Origin of the sequence: Agreia sp. VKM Ac-1783 (genome assembly GCF_900177765.1) — a bacterium.
Taxonomy (GTDB): Bacteria; Actinomycetota; Actinomycetes; order Actinomycetales; family Microbacteriaceae; genus Agreia.
This window is the reverse complement of the sequence record NZ_FXWI01000005.1, coordinates 54,504-71,938: the sequence shown is the minus strand read 5'-3', so window position 1 is coordinate 71,938 and position 17,435 is coordinate 54,504. Positions and strand designations below refer to the sequence as shown.

The 17,435-nt window shown below is 67.6% G+C and carries 17 protein-coding genes; 16 read left to right on the top strand and 1 reads right to left on the bottom strand.

The genetic code is table 11. The annotated features are described in order from the left end of the window. The 13 genes from CCK87_RS16045 to CCK87_RS15985 all read left to right on the top strand — a co-directional run bounded on the left by CCK87_RS16045 (nt 1) and on the right by CCK87_RS15985 (nt 12,966). Nucleotides 1-1,002: an ABC transporter substrate-binding protein gene (locus CCK87_RS16045; protein WP_086462434.1), complete on the top strand. Its 1,002-nt coding sequence runs from the start codon at nt 1-3 to the stop codon at nt 1,000-1,002. Further along, the gene (locus CCK87_RS16040; protein WP_086462433.1) at nt 999-1,793 is read left to right on the top strand and encodes an ABC transporter ATP-binding protein; all 795 of its coding nucleotides are present in this window, start codon (nt 999-1,001) and stop codon (nt 1,791-1,793) included. The genes CCK87_RS16045 and CCK87_RS16040 overlap by 4 nt, the downstream gene beginning before the upstream one ends. Then, entirely contained in the window at nt 1,790-2,581 is a 792-nt protein-coding gene (locus CCK87_RS16035; protein WP_086462432.1) for a class I SAM-dependent methyltransferase, read from the top strand. Before CCK87_RS16040 ends, CCK87_RS16035 begins: the two co-directional genes overlap by 4 nt. A 14-nt stretch (nt 2,582-2,595) precedes the next feature. After that, nucleotides 2,596-3,714 (top strand): NAD(P)/FAD-dependent oxidoreductase, encoded by a 1,119-nt coding sequence (locus CCK87_RS16030; protein ID WP_086462616.1) that lies wholly within the window; start codon nt 2,596-2,598, stop codon nt 3,712-3,714. Further along, nucleotides 3,708-4,700 carry a hypothetical protein gene (locus tag CCK87_RS16025; RefSeq protein WP_212638252.1) on the top strand — a complete coding sequence of 331 codons (993 nt, stop codon included), beginning with the start codon at nt 3,708-3,710 and terminating at the stop codon, nt 4,698-4,700. Before CCK87_RS16030 ends, CCK87_RS16025 begins: the two co-directional genes overlap by 7 nt. Nucleotides 4,701-4,870: 170 nt before the next feature. Further along, nucleotides 4,871-5,812 (top strand): permease, encoded by a 942-nt coding sequence (locus CCK87_RS16020; RefSeq protein ID WP_249273949.1) that lies wholly within the window; start codon nt 4,871-4,873, stop codon nt 5,810-5,812. Further along, complete coding sequence (locus CCK87_RS16015) at nt 5,802-6,626, top strand: TIGR03943 family protein (protein WP_249273948.1); 825 nt, start codon at nt 5,802-5,804, stop codon at nt 6,624-6,626. Before CCK87_RS16020 ends, CCK87_RS16015 begins: the two co-directional genes overlap by 11 nt. Then, nucleotides 6,616-7,971: an Ig-like domain-containing protein gene (locus CCK87_RS16010; RefSeq protein WP_086462430.1), complete on the top strand. Its 1,356-nt coding sequence runs from the start codon at nt 6,616-6,618 to the stop codon at nt 7,969-7,971. The genes CCK87_RS16015 and CCK87_RS16010 overlap by 11 nt, the downstream gene beginning before the upstream one ends. A 224-nt stretch (nt 7,972-8,195) precedes the next feature. After that, the gene (locus CCK87_RS16005; protein WP_086462429.1) at nt 8,196-8,624 is read left to right on the top strand and encodes an Hsp20/alpha crystallin family protein; all 429 of its coding nucleotides are present in this window, start codon (nt 8,196-8,198) and stop codon (nt 8,622-8,624) included. Nucleotides 8,625-8,635: 11 nt separating this feature from the next. After that, nucleotides 8,636-8,905 (top strand): hypothetical protein, encoded by a 270-nt coding sequence (locus CCK87_RS16000; RefSeq protein ID WP_086462428.1) that lies wholly within the window; start codon nt 8,636-8,638, stop codon nt 8,903-8,905. A 142-nt stretch (nt 8,906-9,047) separates the two neighbouring features. Then, complete coding sequence (locus CCK87_RS15995; RefSeq protein WP_086462427.1) at nt 9,048-9,947, top strand: SDR family oxidoreductase; 900 nt, start codon at nt 9,048-9,050, stop codon at nt 9,945-9,947. Then, nucleotides 9,944-11,434 (top strand): alpha/beta hydrolase, encoded by a 1,491-nt coding sequence (locus CCK87_RS15990; protein ID WP_086462426.1) that lies wholly within the window; start codon nt 9,944-9,946, stop codon nt 11,432-11,434. The genes CCK87_RS15995 and CCK87_RS15990 overlap by 4 nt, the downstream gene beginning before the upstream one ends. Then, nucleotides 11,425-12,966 carry a GMC family oxidoreductase gene (locus CCK87_RS15985; protein ID WP_249273947.1) on the top strand — a complete coding sequence of 514 codons (1,542 nt, stop codon included), beginning with the start codon at nt 11,425-11,427 and terminating at the stop codon, nt 12,964-12,966. The genes CCK87_RS15990 and CCK87_RS15985 overlap by 10 nt, the downstream gene beginning before the upstream one ends. A 7-nt stretch (nt 12,967-12,973) precedes the next feature. On the opposite strand, the gene CCK87_RS15980 is transcribed toward CCK87_RS15985, so the two are convergent. Then, a complete protein-coding gene (locus CCK87_RS15980) occupies nt 12,974-13,348 on the bottom strand; it encodes an META domain-containing protein (RefSeq protein WP_086462425.1) in 375 nt (124 codons plus the stop codon). Between the two features lie 182 nt (nt 13,349-13,530). Between CCK87_RS15980 and CCK87_RS15975 the strand changes: the two genes are divergently transcribed. The 3 genes from CCK87_RS15975 to CCK87_RS15965 all read left to right on the top strand — a co-directional run bounded on the left by CCK87_RS15975 (nt 13,531) and on the right by CCK87_RS15965 (nt 17,358). Beyond that, nucleotides 13,531-15,525, top strand: a complete 1,995-nt coding sequence (locus CCK87_RS15975; protein ID WP_086462424.1) for a S1 family peptidase — start codon at nt 13,531-13,533, stop codon at nt 15,523-15,525. A gap of 109 nt (nt 15,526-15,634) precedes the next feature. Further along, nucleotides 15,635-16,729 carry an S-(hydroxymethyl)mycothiol dehydrogenase gene (locus tag CCK87_RS15970; protein WP_086462423.1) on the top strand — a complete coding sequence of 365 codons (1,095 nt, stop codon included), beginning with the start codon at nt 15,635-15,637 and terminating at the stop codon, nt 16,727-16,729. Next, nucleotides 16,729-17,358: an MBL fold metallo-hydrolase gene (locus CCK87_RS15965; protein ID WP_086462422.1), complete on the top strand. Its 630-nt coding sequence runs from the start codon at nt 16,729-16,731 to the stop codon at nt 17,356-17,358. The genes CCK87_RS15970 and CCK87_RS15965 overlap by 1 nt, the downstream gene beginning before the upstream one ends. Nucleotides 17,359-17,435 lie beyond the last annotated feature (77 nt).

Genomic DNA, 17,435 nt, shown 5'->3' with positions numbered 1-17,435 from the left:
ATGAATACACCCCTCCTCCGGCGACTGCCGGCGGCCCTCACCATCGCCGCGCTTACCCTCGCGGCCGTGAGCGCCTGCGTGAGCACGACGGCGAGCAGCGTCTCCACAACGAGTGCCGCCGACGCACCCATCACCATCGAGAACTGCGGGTCGGAGGTCACTCTGAAGGCGCCAGCGAAGCGCATCGTGCTCGTGAACAACGACTCCCTGCCCAACCTCGAGGCGCTCGACGCGGTCGACCGCGTGGTCGCCCTCACCTCGGCTGTGCAGCCGGGGCTCTACGAAGACTCCACCTACACGACCCTCGCTTCGCTCGACCTGCTCTCGACCGAGAAGAACGCGACCGGCGGGTCGATCGTGTCGCAAGAGAGCATCCTCGGCGCCCAGCCCGATCTCGTGATCGCGCCCGAGAACGCGGTCGACCGAGCCGCCCTGGCCGCCGCCGGAATCGCCGTCTACACGCCCAGCGCCTACTGCGCCAACCCCGGCCCAGAGCTGAGCAAGCCCGCGACCTTCGGTCGTGTCTGGAGCGAGGTGCGCACCCTCGGCACCCTCCTCGGTGAGAGCGACAAGGCCGAGCAGGTCGTCGAGCAGGGTTCGGCAAACCTCGGTTCGAATGCTCCGGATGCCGGCACCGCCGCCGCCCTCTACGTCTCATCCGGAGGAAGCGTGCTCTCGCCCTACGGCGGCCCGAGCATGGTCACGCCGGTGTTCACCGCGGCAGGGCTCACCAACGTCTACGCCGACTCCACAGAGCGGGTCTTCGACGCCAATATCGAGGACATCATCTCGCGTGACCCGGCGACCATCGTGCTGCTCTACTCGAGCGGCGAGCCGAAAGACGTGATCGACAGCTTCATGAGCGCACCCGGAGTCTCCGCCCTGTCGGCGGTGCAAAAGGGACGGGTCGTTGCGCTGCAGTTCCCCTACACCGACCCGCCGAGCATGCTCTCGATCGCTGGACCGCAGCACCTGCGCGAGCTACTCTCGACTCTGCCGTGATCGAAGCCGAGGCGGTGACCGTTCGCATCGGCCGCCGGGTGCTGCTCGATGACGTCTCGTTCACTGCGCAGACCGGGGCGGTCACCGGAATCGTCGGGCCGAACGGAAGCGGCAAGACCACTCTGCTGCGCGCACTCGTTCGTGCAGCGCCGGTGTCGTCGGGCCGGATCGTTCTGGATGGCAACGACCTCCGCATCCGGCCCCGACGCTGGATCGCGCGACACATCGCCGAGGTGGGCCAACGCAGCGAGCCCGACCCCTCGCTGCGCATCGTCGACGAGGTGTCGCTCGGCGGGCTCGCCGAGCACGGGGTGCTGCGCTCGGGCTTAGCCGCGTTCGACGACCGCGTGGCCGACGCACTCGACGCGGTCGAGTTGTCGCATCGGGCCTTCGACCGGCTGTCGACCCTCTCCGGCGGAGAACTGCAGCGCGTGGCGCTAGCCCGAGCGCTCGCCCACGGCGCGAGTCACGTTCTGCTCGACGAGCCCACCAACCACCTCGACATCAGGCATCGGCTCGAGATCGTCTCTCTGCTCCGGCGCATCGCTCCGACCGTGGTGATCGTGCTGCACGACCTCGACCTCGCGGCCGAGGTGTGCGATCACGTCGTCGTTCTGCACCGCGGACGGGTCGCCGGTGCCGGGCGCCCGTCCGACGTCTTTCGGCCGCAGCTGCTCGACGACGTGTACGACGTCACGACCCACACGCATCCCGGGCCGGATGGGCGTGCGCGCCTCTCCTTCACCCTCCCCTCGCCGCATCTCACCCCTCGAACAAAGGAATCCGCATGACAGACCTCGCCACCCTCGACACCGCACGCTCCCTCGCGGCCCGCTGGGACGCCCAGCAGACCGGCTACATCCGACACCGCGCCGAGCGCTTCGACACCATCGCCCGCGTCGTCGCCGCTGTGTGCTCCGACGTCGCCGAGCCGCGCATCCTCGACCTCGCCGGGGGCACGGGCTCGTTGGCTCTGCACGTTCTCGGCCACGTTCCGAACGGTCGCGCGGTCGTCACCGACAAAGATCCGGCACTTCTGGCCATCGCCGCCGACCTGGCCGCCGGCGATGCTCGCCTGCAGACCGCCGAAGTCGACCTCGCGCACCCACACTGGGCGACGCATCCGGCCATCGCGGCCGCGCCGTTCGACGCCGTGGTCTCGTCGACCGCGCTGCACTGGCTGCAGCCCGGAACCCTCGCCGATGTCTACCGGGCTCTGCCCGATCTGATGCGCCCGGGCGGCATCGTGCTGAACGGCGACCACCTGTCGTACAGCGCCCGGCACGAGAGCACGCTGGCTCGCGTCGCCCTCGCCGACGACGCGGCGATGCAGCAGACGACGTTCGCCGGCGACACCGACACCTGGGATGAGTGGTGGCAGGCCGTCGCCGACGAGCCCCGCTACGCAGAGGCCCTGGCGCGGCGGTCGGAGGTCTGGGGAGCAGAGTTGCACGAGGCGCCGCCGAAGGTCACGCTCGGCTTCCACCTCGAGAGCCTCGCCAGCGCCGGATTCGCCGAGACGGGAACGGTCTGGCAGTACCTCGACGATCACGTGGTCTACGGGGTCCTCGCGCAATGAGCTCCCGACGCGACATGGCTCCCACAGCCAAGGCCCTCGACGCGCTCGTCATCGGCGCCGGCCCGGCCGGAATCGGCACGGCGCTTGCCCTCTCGGCGGTCGACGACCTCCTGATCGGCGTGGTCGATCGCGGTCAGATCGGTCAGACGTTTCTGAACTGGCCAACGAAGCAGACCTTTCTCACTCCCTCGTTCACGGGCAACGGGTTCGGCGCGACCGACCTCAACGCGGTGCACCCGCGCACGTCGCCCGCCTTCAGCCTGGGCGCCGACTACCTCACCGGGCCGCAGTACGCGAAGTATCTGCGCAGCGTGGTGAAGCACTTTGAGGTGCCGGTGCTGTCGGATACCGAGGTGACCGCGGTGGAGGCTGTCGGCGACGGGTTCACGGTGGCGACCTCGCGCGGACCGGTGTCTGCGCGCACCGTCGTGTGGGCCGGCGGCGAGTTCTCCGATCGCCCCGACGTGCGTCTTGCCGGAGCCGGCCTCTCCGATCACTCCGCCACCCCCGAGGCCTGGGAGCCGCGCTCGGGCCGGGTGATCGTGATCGGCGGCTACGAATCAGGCATCGACATCGCCTGCCATCACATCGAGCACGGCGCGCAGGTCACGGTCGTGGATGCCGGGAGCCCCTGGGATGCCGGCTCGGGCTCCGATCCGTCGTTCCGCCTCGCTCCGCGTTCACGGATGCGACTCGACGGCGCCACAGCGACCGGCCGGCTGACGCTGACCGCCGCTCACGCGAGCAGCATCAAACGCGACGGCGCCGAATGGGTCGTGAGCCTCGACAACGGCACGCGCATCCGGGCCGACTCTCGACCGATCGCCGCTACCGGCTTCGGCCCGGGTCTGGGCCCGGTGTCCGAGCTGTTCACGCTGCGCCGCGACGGGTGGCCCGAACTCGACGACGACGACCAGTCCACCATCACCCCCGGACTCTTCCTGTCCGGTCCGGCAATGCGGCACGGCGCGCTCAAGTTCTGCTTCATCTACAAGTTCAGACAGCGCTTCGCCCACGTCGCTCGTGTGATCGGCGAAGCGCAGGGCAAGGACTGCAGCGGCCTCGAAGAATGGCGCACCGCGGGCATGCTCACCGACGACCTGTCGTGCTGTGGAGTGGAGTGCGCGTGCTGACCGCAACACCTCGCCCCTGGGCGGTGACCGCGCTCTTCGTCGCCGCCATCCTCATCGGCAGCCTCACGGGCGCACTCGCTCCCGCGGCGGGCACCGCTGTCGCATCGATGGTGGATCCGTCGATCATGGTGCTGGTCGGGCTGCTCGTGTTCACGCTGCGGCTCGACGGCCTCGCCGCGCTGAAGCGTGCGCCTCGAACGGTGCTGCTCGCACTGGCCTTCAACTTCGCCCTGGTTCCGCTGGTCGCGTTCTGTCTGACCTCGCTCCTGCTGCCCGAGCAGGCGCTGCGACTGGGAGTGCTGATCTACTGCCTGTTCCCCTGCACCGACTGGTTCCTCGGCTTCACCCGGATGGCCGGCGGCGACACGACGACGGGGGCGGCGCTCATCCCGATTCAGATGACGCTGCAGCTGGTGCTCTATCCCGTCTGGCTCGGCCTCTTCGGCGGCCAGCAGGTGGGGAGCTCGCCTGTCGAGATCGCGCCGACGCTCGTCACGTGGTTCGCCGTGCCGGCAGGACTCGCGCTGGGAGCGCGGCTGCTGATGCGTCTGTTCCTCGACTCGTCGTTGCGGGAGCGCATCGTCGAGGCGGCCGACAGGCTGGTTCCCCTCGTGATCGCCGTGGTGATCCTCGGGTTGTTCGCCGGCAACGTCGGAACGATCCTTGCCGACCCGGCTTCGTTCGCGCGGGTGCTGCTGGTCGTCTTCCTCTTCTTCGTCGTCGTCTTCGTGATCGGCGAGGGAGTCGCGCGCCTGTTCCATCTCGGATATCCGTCCAAGGCGCTGCTGACCATGACGACCTCCGCTCGTAACGCGCCGCTGATGCTCGCCGTCACGACCGTCGCCCTGCCTGATCAGCCCGTCGTCTACGCGGCGATCATCCTGGGCATGCTCATCGAATTCCCTCATCTCACGGCTCTGACCCACCTGCTGCGCAGACAGGAGAAGCAACGCGACAGGGCGATCGGACCCAGCGTCAGCGTGTGAGCAGTCACGCCCAGCTACCGCACGGCATGAGCGCACCATGATGGGGTAGCCGGAACGACGGTCGACAGAGCGAGGAGCGAACGCTGAGCACGACACCCGCGGCGCACCCCTCACTGCGCGAACTGACCCGGTCGGAGTGGCGCTGGACGCCCACGATCGGCATCGCCGCGGTGCTGCTTCTCGTGGCGATCAGGCTGTTGGCGCCGGCCGAGTGGACGTCGTGGATGACGGATCCGGCGAAGGACTTCGTGACTCTGTCGGTGAGCGTCATCATCGAGTCGCTTCCGTTCGTGATCCTCGGAATACTGCTCTCGGCCATCGTGCAGATCTGGCTGCCGGCGGGCTTTCTTTTGAGGAGACTGCCCCGAAATCCCGTGCTGCGGCGCAGCCTCATCTCTCTGCTCGGCGTTCTGCTGCCGGTCTGCGAATGCGGCAATGTGCCCCTGACCCGAGGGCTCATCGTCAGTGGCCTCAGCGTCGCCGACTCCATGGCCTTTCTCTTCGCGGCGCCGATCATCAACCCGATCACGATCGTCACGACCTATCAAGCGTTCGGCTGGACCGACGGCATCCTCATCAGCCGCATCGTCGGCGGCCTGCTCATCGCGAACCTCGTCGGCTTCATCTACAGCGCCCACCCGGCTCCGCAGACGCTGCTCACGCGCGGCTTTCAGGCGGCCTGCGCCGTCGATCCGCACGCCGAGCACGGCACTCGAACGCGCCGCACTCTTATCAGTTTCGGACGCGAATCCGCCGCCATGATGCCCGCTCTGATCGTGGGCGCGGGCGTCGCGGGACTCATCCAGGTGGCCGTGTCGCGCAACCTGCTGATCACGCTGGGCAGCAACCCCCTGTGGTCTGTGCTCGCACTCATGGCGCTCGCCTTCATCGTCGCCATCTGCTCGAACGTCGACGCGTTCTTCATCCTCTCGTTCGGCTCGACCTTCCTGCCCGGCGGCATCGTCGCCTTCCTCATCTTCGGACCCATGATCGACATCAAGATGCTCGCCCTGATGCGCACCACCTTCACCGTGCGCACTCTGGTGCAGGTGAGCGTGCTCATCGCCGTCTGCGCGGCGGCCATCGGATTGGCGGTGAACCTTGTTTTTTAGTCGTCTCGTCACGCGCTGGAAAGGTCTGGCTCTGACACTGCTCGCTGCGATCGCCACGGTCTGGCTCGGCGTCACCGGCCAGCTCGGCCTCTACATCAACCCGCGCTACTACGTGTTCACCCTGATCATGGCCGGCATCGCGTTCGTGCTCACGATCGGTGCGCTCCTCGTCATTCCGGGGCCGGGCGAAGACGACGAGCACGATCACGAGCACGCCGGGTTCAATGGGCCGGATGGGCGCAGGCCCAACGCCCGCGACGTCGCCGGCGCCGGTCGCCGCCGTCCGCTGCTCGCGTTCGGCGGATCGCTCACCGCCGTCGTCATCGTCGCCGCCGCGGCCGTCGCCCTGCTCGTCGTGCCCCCGAGTTCGCTCACGTCGGCGGCGGTCGAACAGCGCAGCCTCAACGGCTCATCGAACACCCTCGCGAACGCCGGACCGCCCCCGGGAACGTCGGACGACACCTCGGCGTATTCGGTCAAAGACTGGGCCGCGCTCATTCGCCAGGGCGCGAGCGCCGACGATCTGAGCGGCCGAACCGCCACCCTCACGGGGTTCGTGACCCCCGACGCCGACGATCCCGACAACGTCTTCTACGTCGCCCGCTTCGTGGTGACCTGCTGCGCGGTCGACGCGCAGCCCGTCGGGGTTCCGGTCTATTCGCCAGGCTGGTCGAGCAGCTACCCCACAGACAGCTGGGTGACGGTCACGGGCGCGTTCGAGCCGAACCCCAGCGTGCTCAGCGCAGCCACCACCGTCGTCCGCCCCGACAGCCTCACCGCCGTCGATCAACCTGCCGAGCCCTATGTCTACTGATAGCGCGGCCCGCAGGTTCCGTCGACTGCTCTACGGCAGCATCACGATCGTGTCGGTCGTGGCTGCCGTTCTGGTCGGCGCCAACTTCTCGCACGGGCCACAGCTGCAGTCCGCACAGATCAACGTGAACACCGCGGTCGAACGCTCGGGCCAGCGCCTGCTTCTGCAGGCGAACGAGCCGCTCGACCCCTCGGCTGCGGGCAAGCTCACGGTCAGCCCGGCAGCGGCGGCCACCGCAACCGTCGACGGCGACACCATCGACGTGCAGTTCACCGGAATCCTCAGCTACAACACCCGCTACACCGTCTCTGTGCCCGAGGTTCGCAGCGTCGCGGGTGGAGGCGCGTCGACCCTCGGTTACTCCTTCACCACGGCGAATCCGACGACCTACTTCCTGTCACCGTCAAAAGACGGAGAACAGTTCAGCGACGCTGTTCTGGCCGCACCCATCGGCGGGGGCACACCGAAACCGGTCTACCAAGCCGCGCGCATCCGGCAGTTCGTGGCGCTCGGCGACACCCTGGTCGTCGACACCGTGAACGACGATGGAACCGACGCTCTCACCATCGTGCCGCTCACGGGCGGTGCGCCCATCGTCGTGAACCTCGCGGGCTCCGGCACCATCACAAGCCTCAAGGCCGACCCGACGAGCAAGCTCTTCGGCTACACGTTCACGCCACAGCCGTCCCCGCACTACGAGGCGCAGCCCGACCAGCTCTACGTCTACGACATCACGCGGGGCAACGACTACTCGATACCCATCACGGGCACCGATTTCGAGGTACTGACGGCCAAAGATTGGACGCTCATCCCCGGCACCACCTCGTTGGTCGCGCAGACAGAGGGCTCGGACCTGCTGCTGGTCGACACTCTCGGCGAACGCGATGGCACGTCTGGACCGGTGCCGATCGGGAGCGCGGACTCACTGGTCGGTTTCGTTCCCACGACCAAGACGTTGATCACGGCGACGGGCGGCACACGCACGGCGACGGATTTCGGTCAGGCGGACCATCCCAGCAGCTCGTTCCCTTCTGTCGCCGGCGACCCCGACGCCGCCGACTCCGCGATCGTGGATGCCGCGGGCACCACCCTCGATATCCAAGACTCGGGCAGTGGCCCCGATACGGCCGTGGCCAGGCTCGAAGCCGCCGACAGCAAGATTCTGTACTCCCTCGACTCCCTCGAGCCCGCCGGCCAATCCATCACGGGCGTCTGCGTCGCACCCAACGGTCTCTACGCCGCGGTCACGACGAGTGCCGAGCAGATCACCTACGTCGATCTCTCGAACGGCACGACTCTCGGCACGGTCGACGGCCGCGACCCCAACTGGTGCTCGGCCCGCTGACCGGTCCACCGGCTCCGTTCCAATTCAGGAAAAACCGCCCCAAATAGGCGGTTTCGCACGCCGCTATACGGCTTTTCCTGAGTTGAAGCATTGCGCTCAGAATTATGCAAAAAAGGGTCTTGAATCGGGCTCTCGAGTGGAGTTAATATGTTGCCGTCCGAAGGTCAAAACCCTCGTTAGCCAGCACAATTCCACACGCGATATCAGAAAGGGGACTCCTCATCATGGCTATGTTTTTCGATCCTTTCACCGAGTTCGGCCGCTTAGCGAGCAGCCTGAACGGCGGCCAGACCGGCCCGCGGTTCATGCCCGTCGATCTCTACCGCGAAGGTGATCACTACGTACTCAACGCCGACCTCCCCGGGATCGATCCGGAGAGCGTCGACATCGACGTCGACGGGCAGGTGCTGACGGTCCGCGCCCAACGCACCTCCGACATCCGAAGCGGCGTGAAGTGGCTCACCCAGGAGCGCCCGCACGGCTCGTACGTGCGGCAGTTCAGTGTGGGAGAGGGCATCGACTCGGCGAGCATCACTGCGCACTACGACAACGGTGTTCTCTCGCTACTGCTTCCGGTGAGCGAGCGCGCGAAGCCCCGCAAGATCGAGGTCCACCCCAGCGCACCGCGCGAGCAGGCCGCTCTGCAAAGCTGACGAGGTGAGCCATGTTTCTCGTCGCCTCGATCAAGCCTCGCGACGAACCGCGAACGACGTCGGCTTCAGCGTCTGACCAAGTTCTCGCGGAGGCCGACGACATCGTCGTGAGCGCCCTGTTCGACGACATCGTGCGTCAGTTGCTGACCCCGGTCGACGCTCGTGAGCCGGAGCCGGATGCGTGGTCCGCGCACGCGGATGAATCCGAAGACGGCTACAGCATCTGGACTCCACCCCCTCGGGTACACCCGGGCAGGAGCAGGTCTCCGCCTCAGACGTGACGAACCGGTGAAGCGGTGCCAGATCATGTGGCACCGCTTCACTCATGTCGGGAGCCGGCCGCGAAGCCCACCCGGCACTACCAGAAATCACATGGCGTGCAATGCCCTCGTCCAATCGGGCCACCCGCCTAACCTGATCCCTATGACTGCACGCGATCAGTACACGTTTGGCAACCCGGTCACCCTCTACGATCGGGTCGAGCCTCCCGTTCAGCACCAGCCTGAACCCGGAGTGCAGGCGAAGATGACTCCGGTTCCCGATCTCGGCGAGAAGACCTACCGCGGCACCGGCAGGCTCACGGGCCGCAAGGCGCTCATCACCGGAGGCGACTCGGGCATCGGCGGCGCCGTGGCGATCGCTTTCGCTCGCGAGGGCGCCGACGTGGTCATCGTGCACCTGCCCGCAGAGCAGCAGGATGCCGACCGCATCGTGGGCCTGATCGACGAGGCGGGCAGGAAGGGCCACTCCATCGCGGCCGACATCACCGAGGCGGCCACCTGCCGCGCCATCGTCGCCGAGGCCGTGAGCGTGCTCGGCGGACTCGACATCCTCGTCAACAACGCGGGCAAGCAGGTCGCTGTCGACCGCCTCGAAGACCTCAGCGACGAGCAGTTCGAGCAGACCTTCCGCACCAACGTTTTCGCCAACTTCTGGCTCAGCAAAGCCGCCCTCCCCCACCTGCCCGAGGGCGCGACCATCATCAACACCGCGTCGCTCGAGGCCTACAAGCCTGCGCCCGATCGACTCGACTACGCCTCGACGAAGGCCGCGATCAACAACCTCTCGAAGGGTCTGGCTCAGCAGCTGGCGCCGCGCGGCATCCGAGTCAACGTCGTGGCGCCGGGCCCGGTGTGGACAGCACTGCAGGTGTCGCAGGGCGTCTCCGACGAGCAGATGACGGCCTTCGACGACGAGAGCACTTACCAGCGCGCCGGCCAGCCGGCCGAACTCGCACCCGCCTTCGTGTTCCTCGCCTCCCCCGAGTCGAGCTACGTGTCGGGCGAGACGCTCAACGTCAACGGAGCAATGGTCACCCCGTGACCGCTCACGACGGCACGATCTTCTTCCTTCCCGGCCTCGGATTCGACGCGGTGGCGGCCACGCCGCTCGACGCCGCCCTCCAGAGCATCGCCGCCGACCGCTTCCGGGTCGTGGGCATCGATCTGCCCGGTCACGGCGGGTCTCCGGATGCGCCGAACGGCTCGGTCGCGGCCCTCGCCGATCGCGCGGTAGAGGTCATCGAGGCCGAGGCCGACGGCGGCCCCTTCTTTCTGGCCGCCCACAGCATGGGCGGCAAGGTCGCGGCCCTCGTCGCCGACCGCATCCTGAGTGGCGACGCCAACATCTTCGGTCTGGCCGGCATGGTGCTTCTCGCGCCGTCACCGCGCACGCCCGAGCCCATGTCCGATGACAAACGCGCCGAGATGCTCGCCTGGGCAGAGAACGGCCTGATCTCCGAGGATCACGCCGTGGAGTTCGTCGCCCAGAACGTTGCGACCAGCCTCGCCGACGACGACGAGCGCGCGGCCATCGCCCAGGTGCGACTGATGTCGCCGCTCGCCTGGCGCCGCTGGCTCGACGAGGGCAGCACCGAAGACGTGTCGAACGACGTCGGCCCGATCGACCTGCCCGTCGTCGTGCTCGCCGGCGAAGACGACGACGACCTCGGCGCATCCGCCCAACCCCGCCTGCTCGACGGCGTGTACCCGCAGGCCCGCTTCGTCTCGCTCGCATCCACCGGGCATCTGCTGCCCTACGAGCGGCCGAACGAGGTCGCCGCCGAGATAGTTCGGCTGTGGGATGCGACGGTGTCGGTGACCCCGCAACTCACGCCCGAGTGGGGTCGGCTCGTCGCCTCCGAGCGCACGGCTCCCGAGGCTCGCGGCTTTCTTGCGCGTCGAGCGATCGCCGACGACCCGGACTACACGCCCCGAGCGCTGTCTGCCGAGCAGCTCGAGATGCTGCGCACAGTGGCCGACCGGCTGGTTCCGCAGCCCGAGTCGCCTCGCATCGACCTCGCCGCGCGGGTCGACGACGACCTCGCGATCGGCCGCAGCGACGGGTGGCGCAACACGGGCCAGCCCGCAGACGTGTCGGCGTATCGGCTTGGGCTCGACGACCTGGCATCGCTCTGGCCCGACGACGACCGCGCAGAACAAGACGCTCTCATCGACGGCATCATCTCCGGCGAGCTGAACGAGTTCGAAGCTGGCGGCAACTCCGCCTGGAACGGCACCATGCGCCAGCACTGGCTCGACGACGTACGCACCGACTTGACCCGGGTGTGGCTGTCGCATCCGGCGTCGATGGCCCGCGTCGGCTACGACGGCTTCGCTACCAGCGGGCCGGCGAGCGGCCCCGCCGGCTACGTCACCGTCGCCGCCGGCGAGCGCGACCCGTGGGAGCCGGCCGAGCTCGGGAGCGTCGCATCCGATGACGACGATGTCGACGAACGAGACGACGAGCACCACGACCACCCCGCCCTGAACAACGCCCGAACCGTCGAGGAGAACCCCGCGTGGATCTGAGTCGCATGCGCACGTACGACACCGAGGAGATCGTCGACGTGGTCGTGGTCGGCACGGGCGCGGGCGGTGGCCCGCTGCTCGCCCGCCTCGCCGAACGGGGCCTGAAGGTCGTAGCTCTCGAGGCCGGACCGAACACCAACGCCGATGGGTTCACCAACGACGAGATCGAGGCCCCGCGCATCAATTGGATGTCGGAGCGACTCTCGGGTGGCGACGACCCCACCGCGTTCGGCTCGAACAACAGCGGCTTCGGTGTGGGCGGCGGCACCCTGCACTGGGGCGCCTTCACTCCTCGCCCAGACGCACGAGACCTCCGCCTGCGCACGGAGACCGGCGAGGGGCAGGACTGGCCGATCGACCACGCCGAGCTCACCCGCTATGTCGTCGAGGTCGAGCGCACCATCGGCGTCTCCGGACCGACTCCCTACCCCTGGGATCCAGAGCGCGAATACCTCGAGCCGCCCGTCGACCGCAACGCTGCGGCCGACATGATGACCGCCGGATGCGCACAGCTCGGCATCCGGGCCACGGATGCGCCGGCGGCCATCCTGAGCCGAGACCGCGACCAGCCGCACTTCGGAAACCGCCGGTCGAGCCAGAACCTGGGCAGCATCCACCAGGGCGAACGCTACGGAACCAAGGCCACGACCGCGAACACGTACCTGCCTGCGGCCGTCGCCGATGGAGCCGAGATCCGCGCCGACTCGATGGTGCACGAGATCGAAGTCGATGCGCAGGGTCGCGTCGAGGCCGTCGTCTATCGGCGCGACGGACAGGACGTCCGCCAGCGCTGCGCGAACCTCGTGCTGGCGGGCGGGGGCATCGAGACGCCCCGCCTGCTACTGAACACCGGCCTCGCTAACTCGAGCGGCCAGGTCGGCCGCAACTTCCTCGCCCACGGAGGCGTACAGGTGTGGGGCCGCTTCGACGAACAGATCCGCGGCTACCGCGGCTACCCGTCGTCGCTCATCAGCGAAGACTTCGTGCGCCCCGACGGCGTCGACTTCGTGGGCGGCTACCTCCTGCAGAGCCTGGGCGTGATGCCGCTCAACTACGCCACGAGCCTCGTGCGCGGCGCCGGTCTGTGGGGCGACGAACTCATGAACGCTCTGGATGCCTGGCGGTACTCCGCGGGGATCGGCATCAACGGCGAGTGCCTGCCGTCCGACGAGAACCGGCTCGTGCTGTCAGACGAACTCGACGAGTGGGGCGTGCCGCGCGCTGTCGTCTCCTTCACGGCGGGTTCGAACGAGACAGCCATCGAAGAGCACGCCACCGTCACGATGACGCGCATCCTCGAGGCAGCCGGGGCTCTCGAGACCCGCGTGCTCGCTCGCACCGCACACACCCTCGGCACGTGCCGCATGAGTGTCGACCCGTCGTCGGGTGTGGTCGATTCCGAGGGGCGCAGCCACGACATCCCCAATATGTGGATCTCGGACAACTCGACGTTCGCGAGCTCGCTCAGCGCGAATCCGTGTCTGGTACAGCAGGCGCTGTCGCTGCGCACCGCAGACCTCATGCTGCGCTGAGGTCGCGTCAGCGGTGCAGCTGAACGATCTCATTGCCTTTGTAGTCTCGCGTCGTCATCGTCTCGCCCTCGATGACCGCCGAGGACATCCCCTGGAACGAGGTGGTGACTCCCAGGCATGCTTTGAGAGTCGACAGATCGAGTGTGAAGCGAACCTCGTCATCGACGACGGTCGCGGTGCCGGTGAAGTGATTGCAGCCGTCATCGCCCTCGAGTTTTCCGGCGGCATCGATTGTGAGCCACGCCGCATCCGGATCTGCGGCCTGCCAGGTTCCCTCGGGATCGACAGCGGCAGGGTCGGATGAACTCGAGCTCGCGCATCCCGCGAGGCCGAGCACGGCTCCGCCAGCGAGGGCCAAGGCCAGAATCGGTGATGTACGCATGACGCAATCTGATCAGTCGATGCCGCCTCGATCAAGCAGCTGTGGTTAACCTCTGAATATTCTTTGCTTTTGCCGCGAGTTTTTAATTACGCTCTCAGGGGCGGGGGTATCTCGGCGGCACGCGCAGCCAGAACTAGATCTATGCCCTCGGCTCTCATCACATACGGAACTAGGGGTAACACTTGTCCACTTGGAAAAAGAGGGCTGCATATGTCGCAGTCTGCTCGCTCGCGCTGACGGGCCTCAGCGGAACGTTCGGCACAGCCGCGTTCGCCACCGAGGGCGACGATGTCGCTCCTACGTCGGGCGCCCAGTTCGACACGCTCGCGCAGTCGCTGCTGACTGAGGATGCCGTTCAGGCCGTCGCGACGGACGCCGACGGCAACGTCGTCATCTACACGACCGAGCCCACCGACGACATCGGTGCCGGCGCTCGCTCCGTCGCAGAAGACAGCAGCAACGTGGTCGTCAAGGTCATGGATGAGCCGATCTCCTCGTATTCCACCAACGACGTCGTCGGCGGAGCCGGCTACGCAGGTCTCACTGACCCCAACGCAACCTCGGCCAGCCTCTGCTCGATCGGCTTCTCAGCGTGGTCGCCCGCAGGCGATCCTGCCGTCATCTCGGCCGGACACTGCACCGAAGACGGCACCGCAGTGATCAGCGGCCTGACCCTCCCGACAGGAGACGCCGCGGGCGGCGGCAACGACAGCACCGTGACGGTCACGCAGGCGCTCGGAACGCTCGCCTTCTCCCAGTACGGCGGCCCCGGCAACACCCCCGGCGCAGATGGCGCAGCAGACAGCGTCGACATCTCGGTCATCGATGTAGCCAACCCGGCACTGACGACCCTCCCCGAGGTCACCGATTGGACGACATCGGCCACCGAGGACCTCTCCGGCTCCACCCTTCCGGTTCGTTCCGTGGGTGCTGCCGAGGTCGGCGCGCCTGTGAGCAAGAGCGGTCGTACGACCGGTTTCACCTCCGGAAACGTCGAGTCGGTCGGATGGGCCAACGTCGACGGCCGTCAGGTATCCGGATTCCTGTCGGTCCTCACCTCCAGCCAGGGCGACTCGGGTGGTTCGATCATCCAGGGTGACCGCGCCGTCGGCGTCGTCTCCGGTGGCACCACCGTGCAGGGCCAGTCGGTCATGTGGGGCGCGAACATCCAGAACGGTCTCGCCCTGACCGGCGGCTACACCGTCGCCCTCTTCCTCGACGCTCCCGTCGTTACCGCGCAGAGCACCCCGTACTTCACGGACGCTCCCGTCTCGGGAACCGGTCCTGCGGGCGCCACCCTCACGGTGACTCCAGAGAACGGCACCCCGTTCGACGTCGCGATCGACGCCAACGGCGCCTGGTCGTTTGCCGCACCCGGCACGGAGGGCAACTACAGCTACTCCATCGTCGCGAAGAAGGGCTTCGACACCTCCGCCGCCACCACGTTCGACATCGCCGTGGTTCTCGCCCCGCCGGTCTTCACTGCACCGGTCAACGGCCAGCTGATCGAGACCTCGCTCAAGGCAGTCACCGGAACCGGCAAGGCCGGCGCGACCGTCACCCTCACCGGTGACGTGACCGGAACCGCCACGGTCGACGGCGCTGGAAACTGGTCGGTTCCCGCCGATCTGTCGTATGGCTCGTACAGCATCACCGCGACCCAGGACACGGCTGACGTGAACCCCACGGCCGCTCGCGAGTTCCAGGCTCAGGCCGCGTCGACCGGCACCACCGTCGCGTTCCAGGTCGGCCCCGTAGCCCCCGTCATCAGCACCCCCGCCGCTGGCGTGGTCTATGCCGAAGGCAACGGCCCCACCCAGGTCAACGGCACCGGCATCAACGGTGCGATCGTCACCGTGCTGGTCAACGGCGTCTCGGCCGGCACCACCACCGTTGCCGACGGCGAATGGGTTCTGCCCCTCGTCGGACAGCTCGCTGCCGGATCGGTGACCATCACCGCTACGCAGGCGATCAACGGCGTCACCGGAACTGCTGCGACCTCGACCATCACGATCGCCGCAGCAACGGCACCGGCGGCAACCCCGGGCACTCCCGCGGCTCTCGCCAACACGGGTGCGCCCGTGATGCCGCTGCTCGGAGGTGGCCTCGCGCTGCTCATCGCTGCTGGCGGCATGATGCTCATCGCACGTCGCATCGGCGCCACCCGCACCAACTAGCACCATAAGAAGGGGGCAGCCGCGACCGTTCGGTCGCTGCTGCCCCTTTTCTGTGCCCTGATGACGGGTACGCTGAAACGGCCTTGCCCCCGCACAAAGGAGTCCTTCGATGCCCACTACCGTGACCGGCGTCATCGCCCGCTCGAAAGGCGCTCCTGTCGAGCTGACCACCATCGTCATCCCGGATCCGGGGCCAGGCGAGGCCGTCGTCGACGTCGAGACCTGCGGCGTCTGTCACACCGACTACCACTACCGCGAGGGCGGAATCAGCGACGACTTCCCCTTCCTCCTCGGCCACGAGGCAGCCGGCCGCGTCAGCGCGATCGGTGAGGGCGTCAGCAATGTGAGAGTCGGCGACTTCGTGGTGCTCAACTGGCGCGCCGTCTGCGGCGAGTGCCGCGCCTGCGTTCGTGCCGAGCCCTGGTACTGCTTCAACACCTTCAACGCCACCCAGAAGATGACTCTCGAAGATGGCACCGAGCTGAGCCCCGCGCTCGGCATCGGCGCGTTCGCCGAGAAGACGCTCGTGCACGCCAAGCAGTGCACGAAGGTCAATCCGGATGCCGATCCCGCCGCCGTGGGCCTGCTCGGCTGCGGCATCATGGCCGGCCTGGGAGCCGCGATGAACACCGGCAACGTCACGCGCGGCGACTCCGTCGCGGTCATCGGATGCGGCGGCGTGGGCACCGCAGCCATCGTCGGTTCGCAGCTGGCCGGCGCGAGCACGATCATCGCCATCGATCGCGACGCCAAGAAGCTCACCAAGGCTGCCGCACTTGGCGCGACCCACGTGATCGACTCGAGCGAGCTCGACGAGGCGGGAGTCGTGGCAGCCGTGCAAGAACTCACCAACTCCTTCGGCGCCGACGTCGTGATCGACGCGGTCGGCCGCCCCGAGACGTGGCGTCAGGCGTTCTACGCCCGCGACCTCGCCGGAACCGTCGTTCTCGTCGGCGTTCCGACCCCCGACATGATGCTCGAGATCCCCCTGCTCGACGTGTTCGGTCGCGGAGGCTCGCTCAAGTCGAGCTGGTACGGAGACTGCCTACCCGAACGCGACTTCCCGATGCTCACAGACCTGTTTCTGCAGGGCCGACTGCCCCTCGACGAATTCGTGACCGAGCGCATCGGCATCCGCGACATCGAAGAGGCGTTCGCCAGCATGGCGAGCGGCGACGTGCTCCGTTCGGTGGTGGTTCTGTAATGGCCGCCCGCATCGAGAACCTGGTCACGAGCGGCACGTTCAGCCTCGACGGCGGAACGTGGGATGTCGACAACAACGTGTGGATCGTCGGTGACGACCGTGAGTGCGTCGTGATCGACGCCGCCCACGATGCCGACGCCATCCTGACCGCCGTCGGCGACCGCACCCTCACCGCGATTCTGCTGACGCACGCCCACAACGACCACATCGATGCCGTCGCGGCGCTGCAGGCTGCAACCGGCGCGCCGGTGCTGCTCAACGACGGCGATCGGATGCTCTGGGACGCGGTCTACCCCGATTCCGCGCCGAGTTCCGGCCTGAACGACGGCCAGGTTCTCAGCGTCGCGGGAACCGAGCTTCAGGTGCTGCACACGCCGGGGCACTCCCCGGGAGCGGTCTGCTTCTACGCCCCGTCACTCGGCACCGTCTTCAGCGGTGACACGCTGTTCGCCGGAGGGCCTGGAGCGACCGGCCGCTCGTACAGCGACTTCGGCACGATCATCGACTCGATCACCGCGAAGCTACTCACGCTGCCCGCCGACACCGAGGTGCGCACCGGTCACGGTGGCTCCACGACGATCGGCGCGGAGTCCCCGCATCTCGACGAGTGGATCGCGCGGGGGCACTGAGCTGCGCACGCTCGTTTTCAGGAAGAACCGGCCAAATCAGCGGGCTTCGCACGCCGAGGCGCGGTTCTTCCTGACGT

Bases quoted from the DNA above. Each gene is read 5' to 3' on its own strand.
- CCK87_RS16005 (WP_086462429.1), top strand. From the start codon at position 8,196: ATGGCTATGTTTTTCGATCCTTTCACCGAGTTCGGCCGCTTAGCGAGC.
- CCK87_RS16045 (WP_086462434.1), top strand. From the start codon at position 1: ATGAATACACCCCTCCTCCGGCGACTGCCGGCGGCCCTCACCATCGCC.
- CCK87_RS15980 (WP_086462425.1), bottom strand. From the start codon at position 13,348: ATGCGTACATCACCGATTCTGGCCTTGGCCCTCGCTGGCGGAGCCGTG.
- CCK87_RS15970 (WP_086462423.1), top strand. From the start codon at position 15,635: ATGCCCACTACCGTGACCGGCGTCATCGCCCGCTCGAAAGGCGCTCCT.
- CCK87_RS16010 (WP_086462430.1), top strand. From the start codon at position 6,616: ATGTCTACTGATAGCGCGGCCCGCAGGTTCCGTCGACTGCTCTACGGC.
- CCK87_RS16000 (WP_086462428.1), top strand. From the start codon at position 8,636: ATGTTTCTCGTCGCCTCGATCAAGCCTCGCGACGAACCGCGAACGACG.
- CCK87_RS16035 (WP_086462432.1), top strand. From the start codon at position 1,790: ATGACAGACCTCGCCACCCTCGACACCGCACGCTCCCTCGCGGCCCGC.
- CCK87_RS15995 (WP_086462427.1), top strand. From the start codon at position 9,048: ATGACTGCACGCGATCAGTACACGTTTGGCAACCCGGTCACCCTCTAC.
- CCK87_RS16030 (WP_086462616.1), top strand. From the start codon at position 2,596: ATGGCTCCCACAGCCAAGGCCCTCGACGCGCTCGTCATCGGCGCCGGC.
- CCK87_RS15965 (WP_086462422.1), top strand. From the start codon at position 16,729: ATGGCCGCCCGCATCGAGAACCTGGTCACGAGCGGCACGTTCAGCCTC.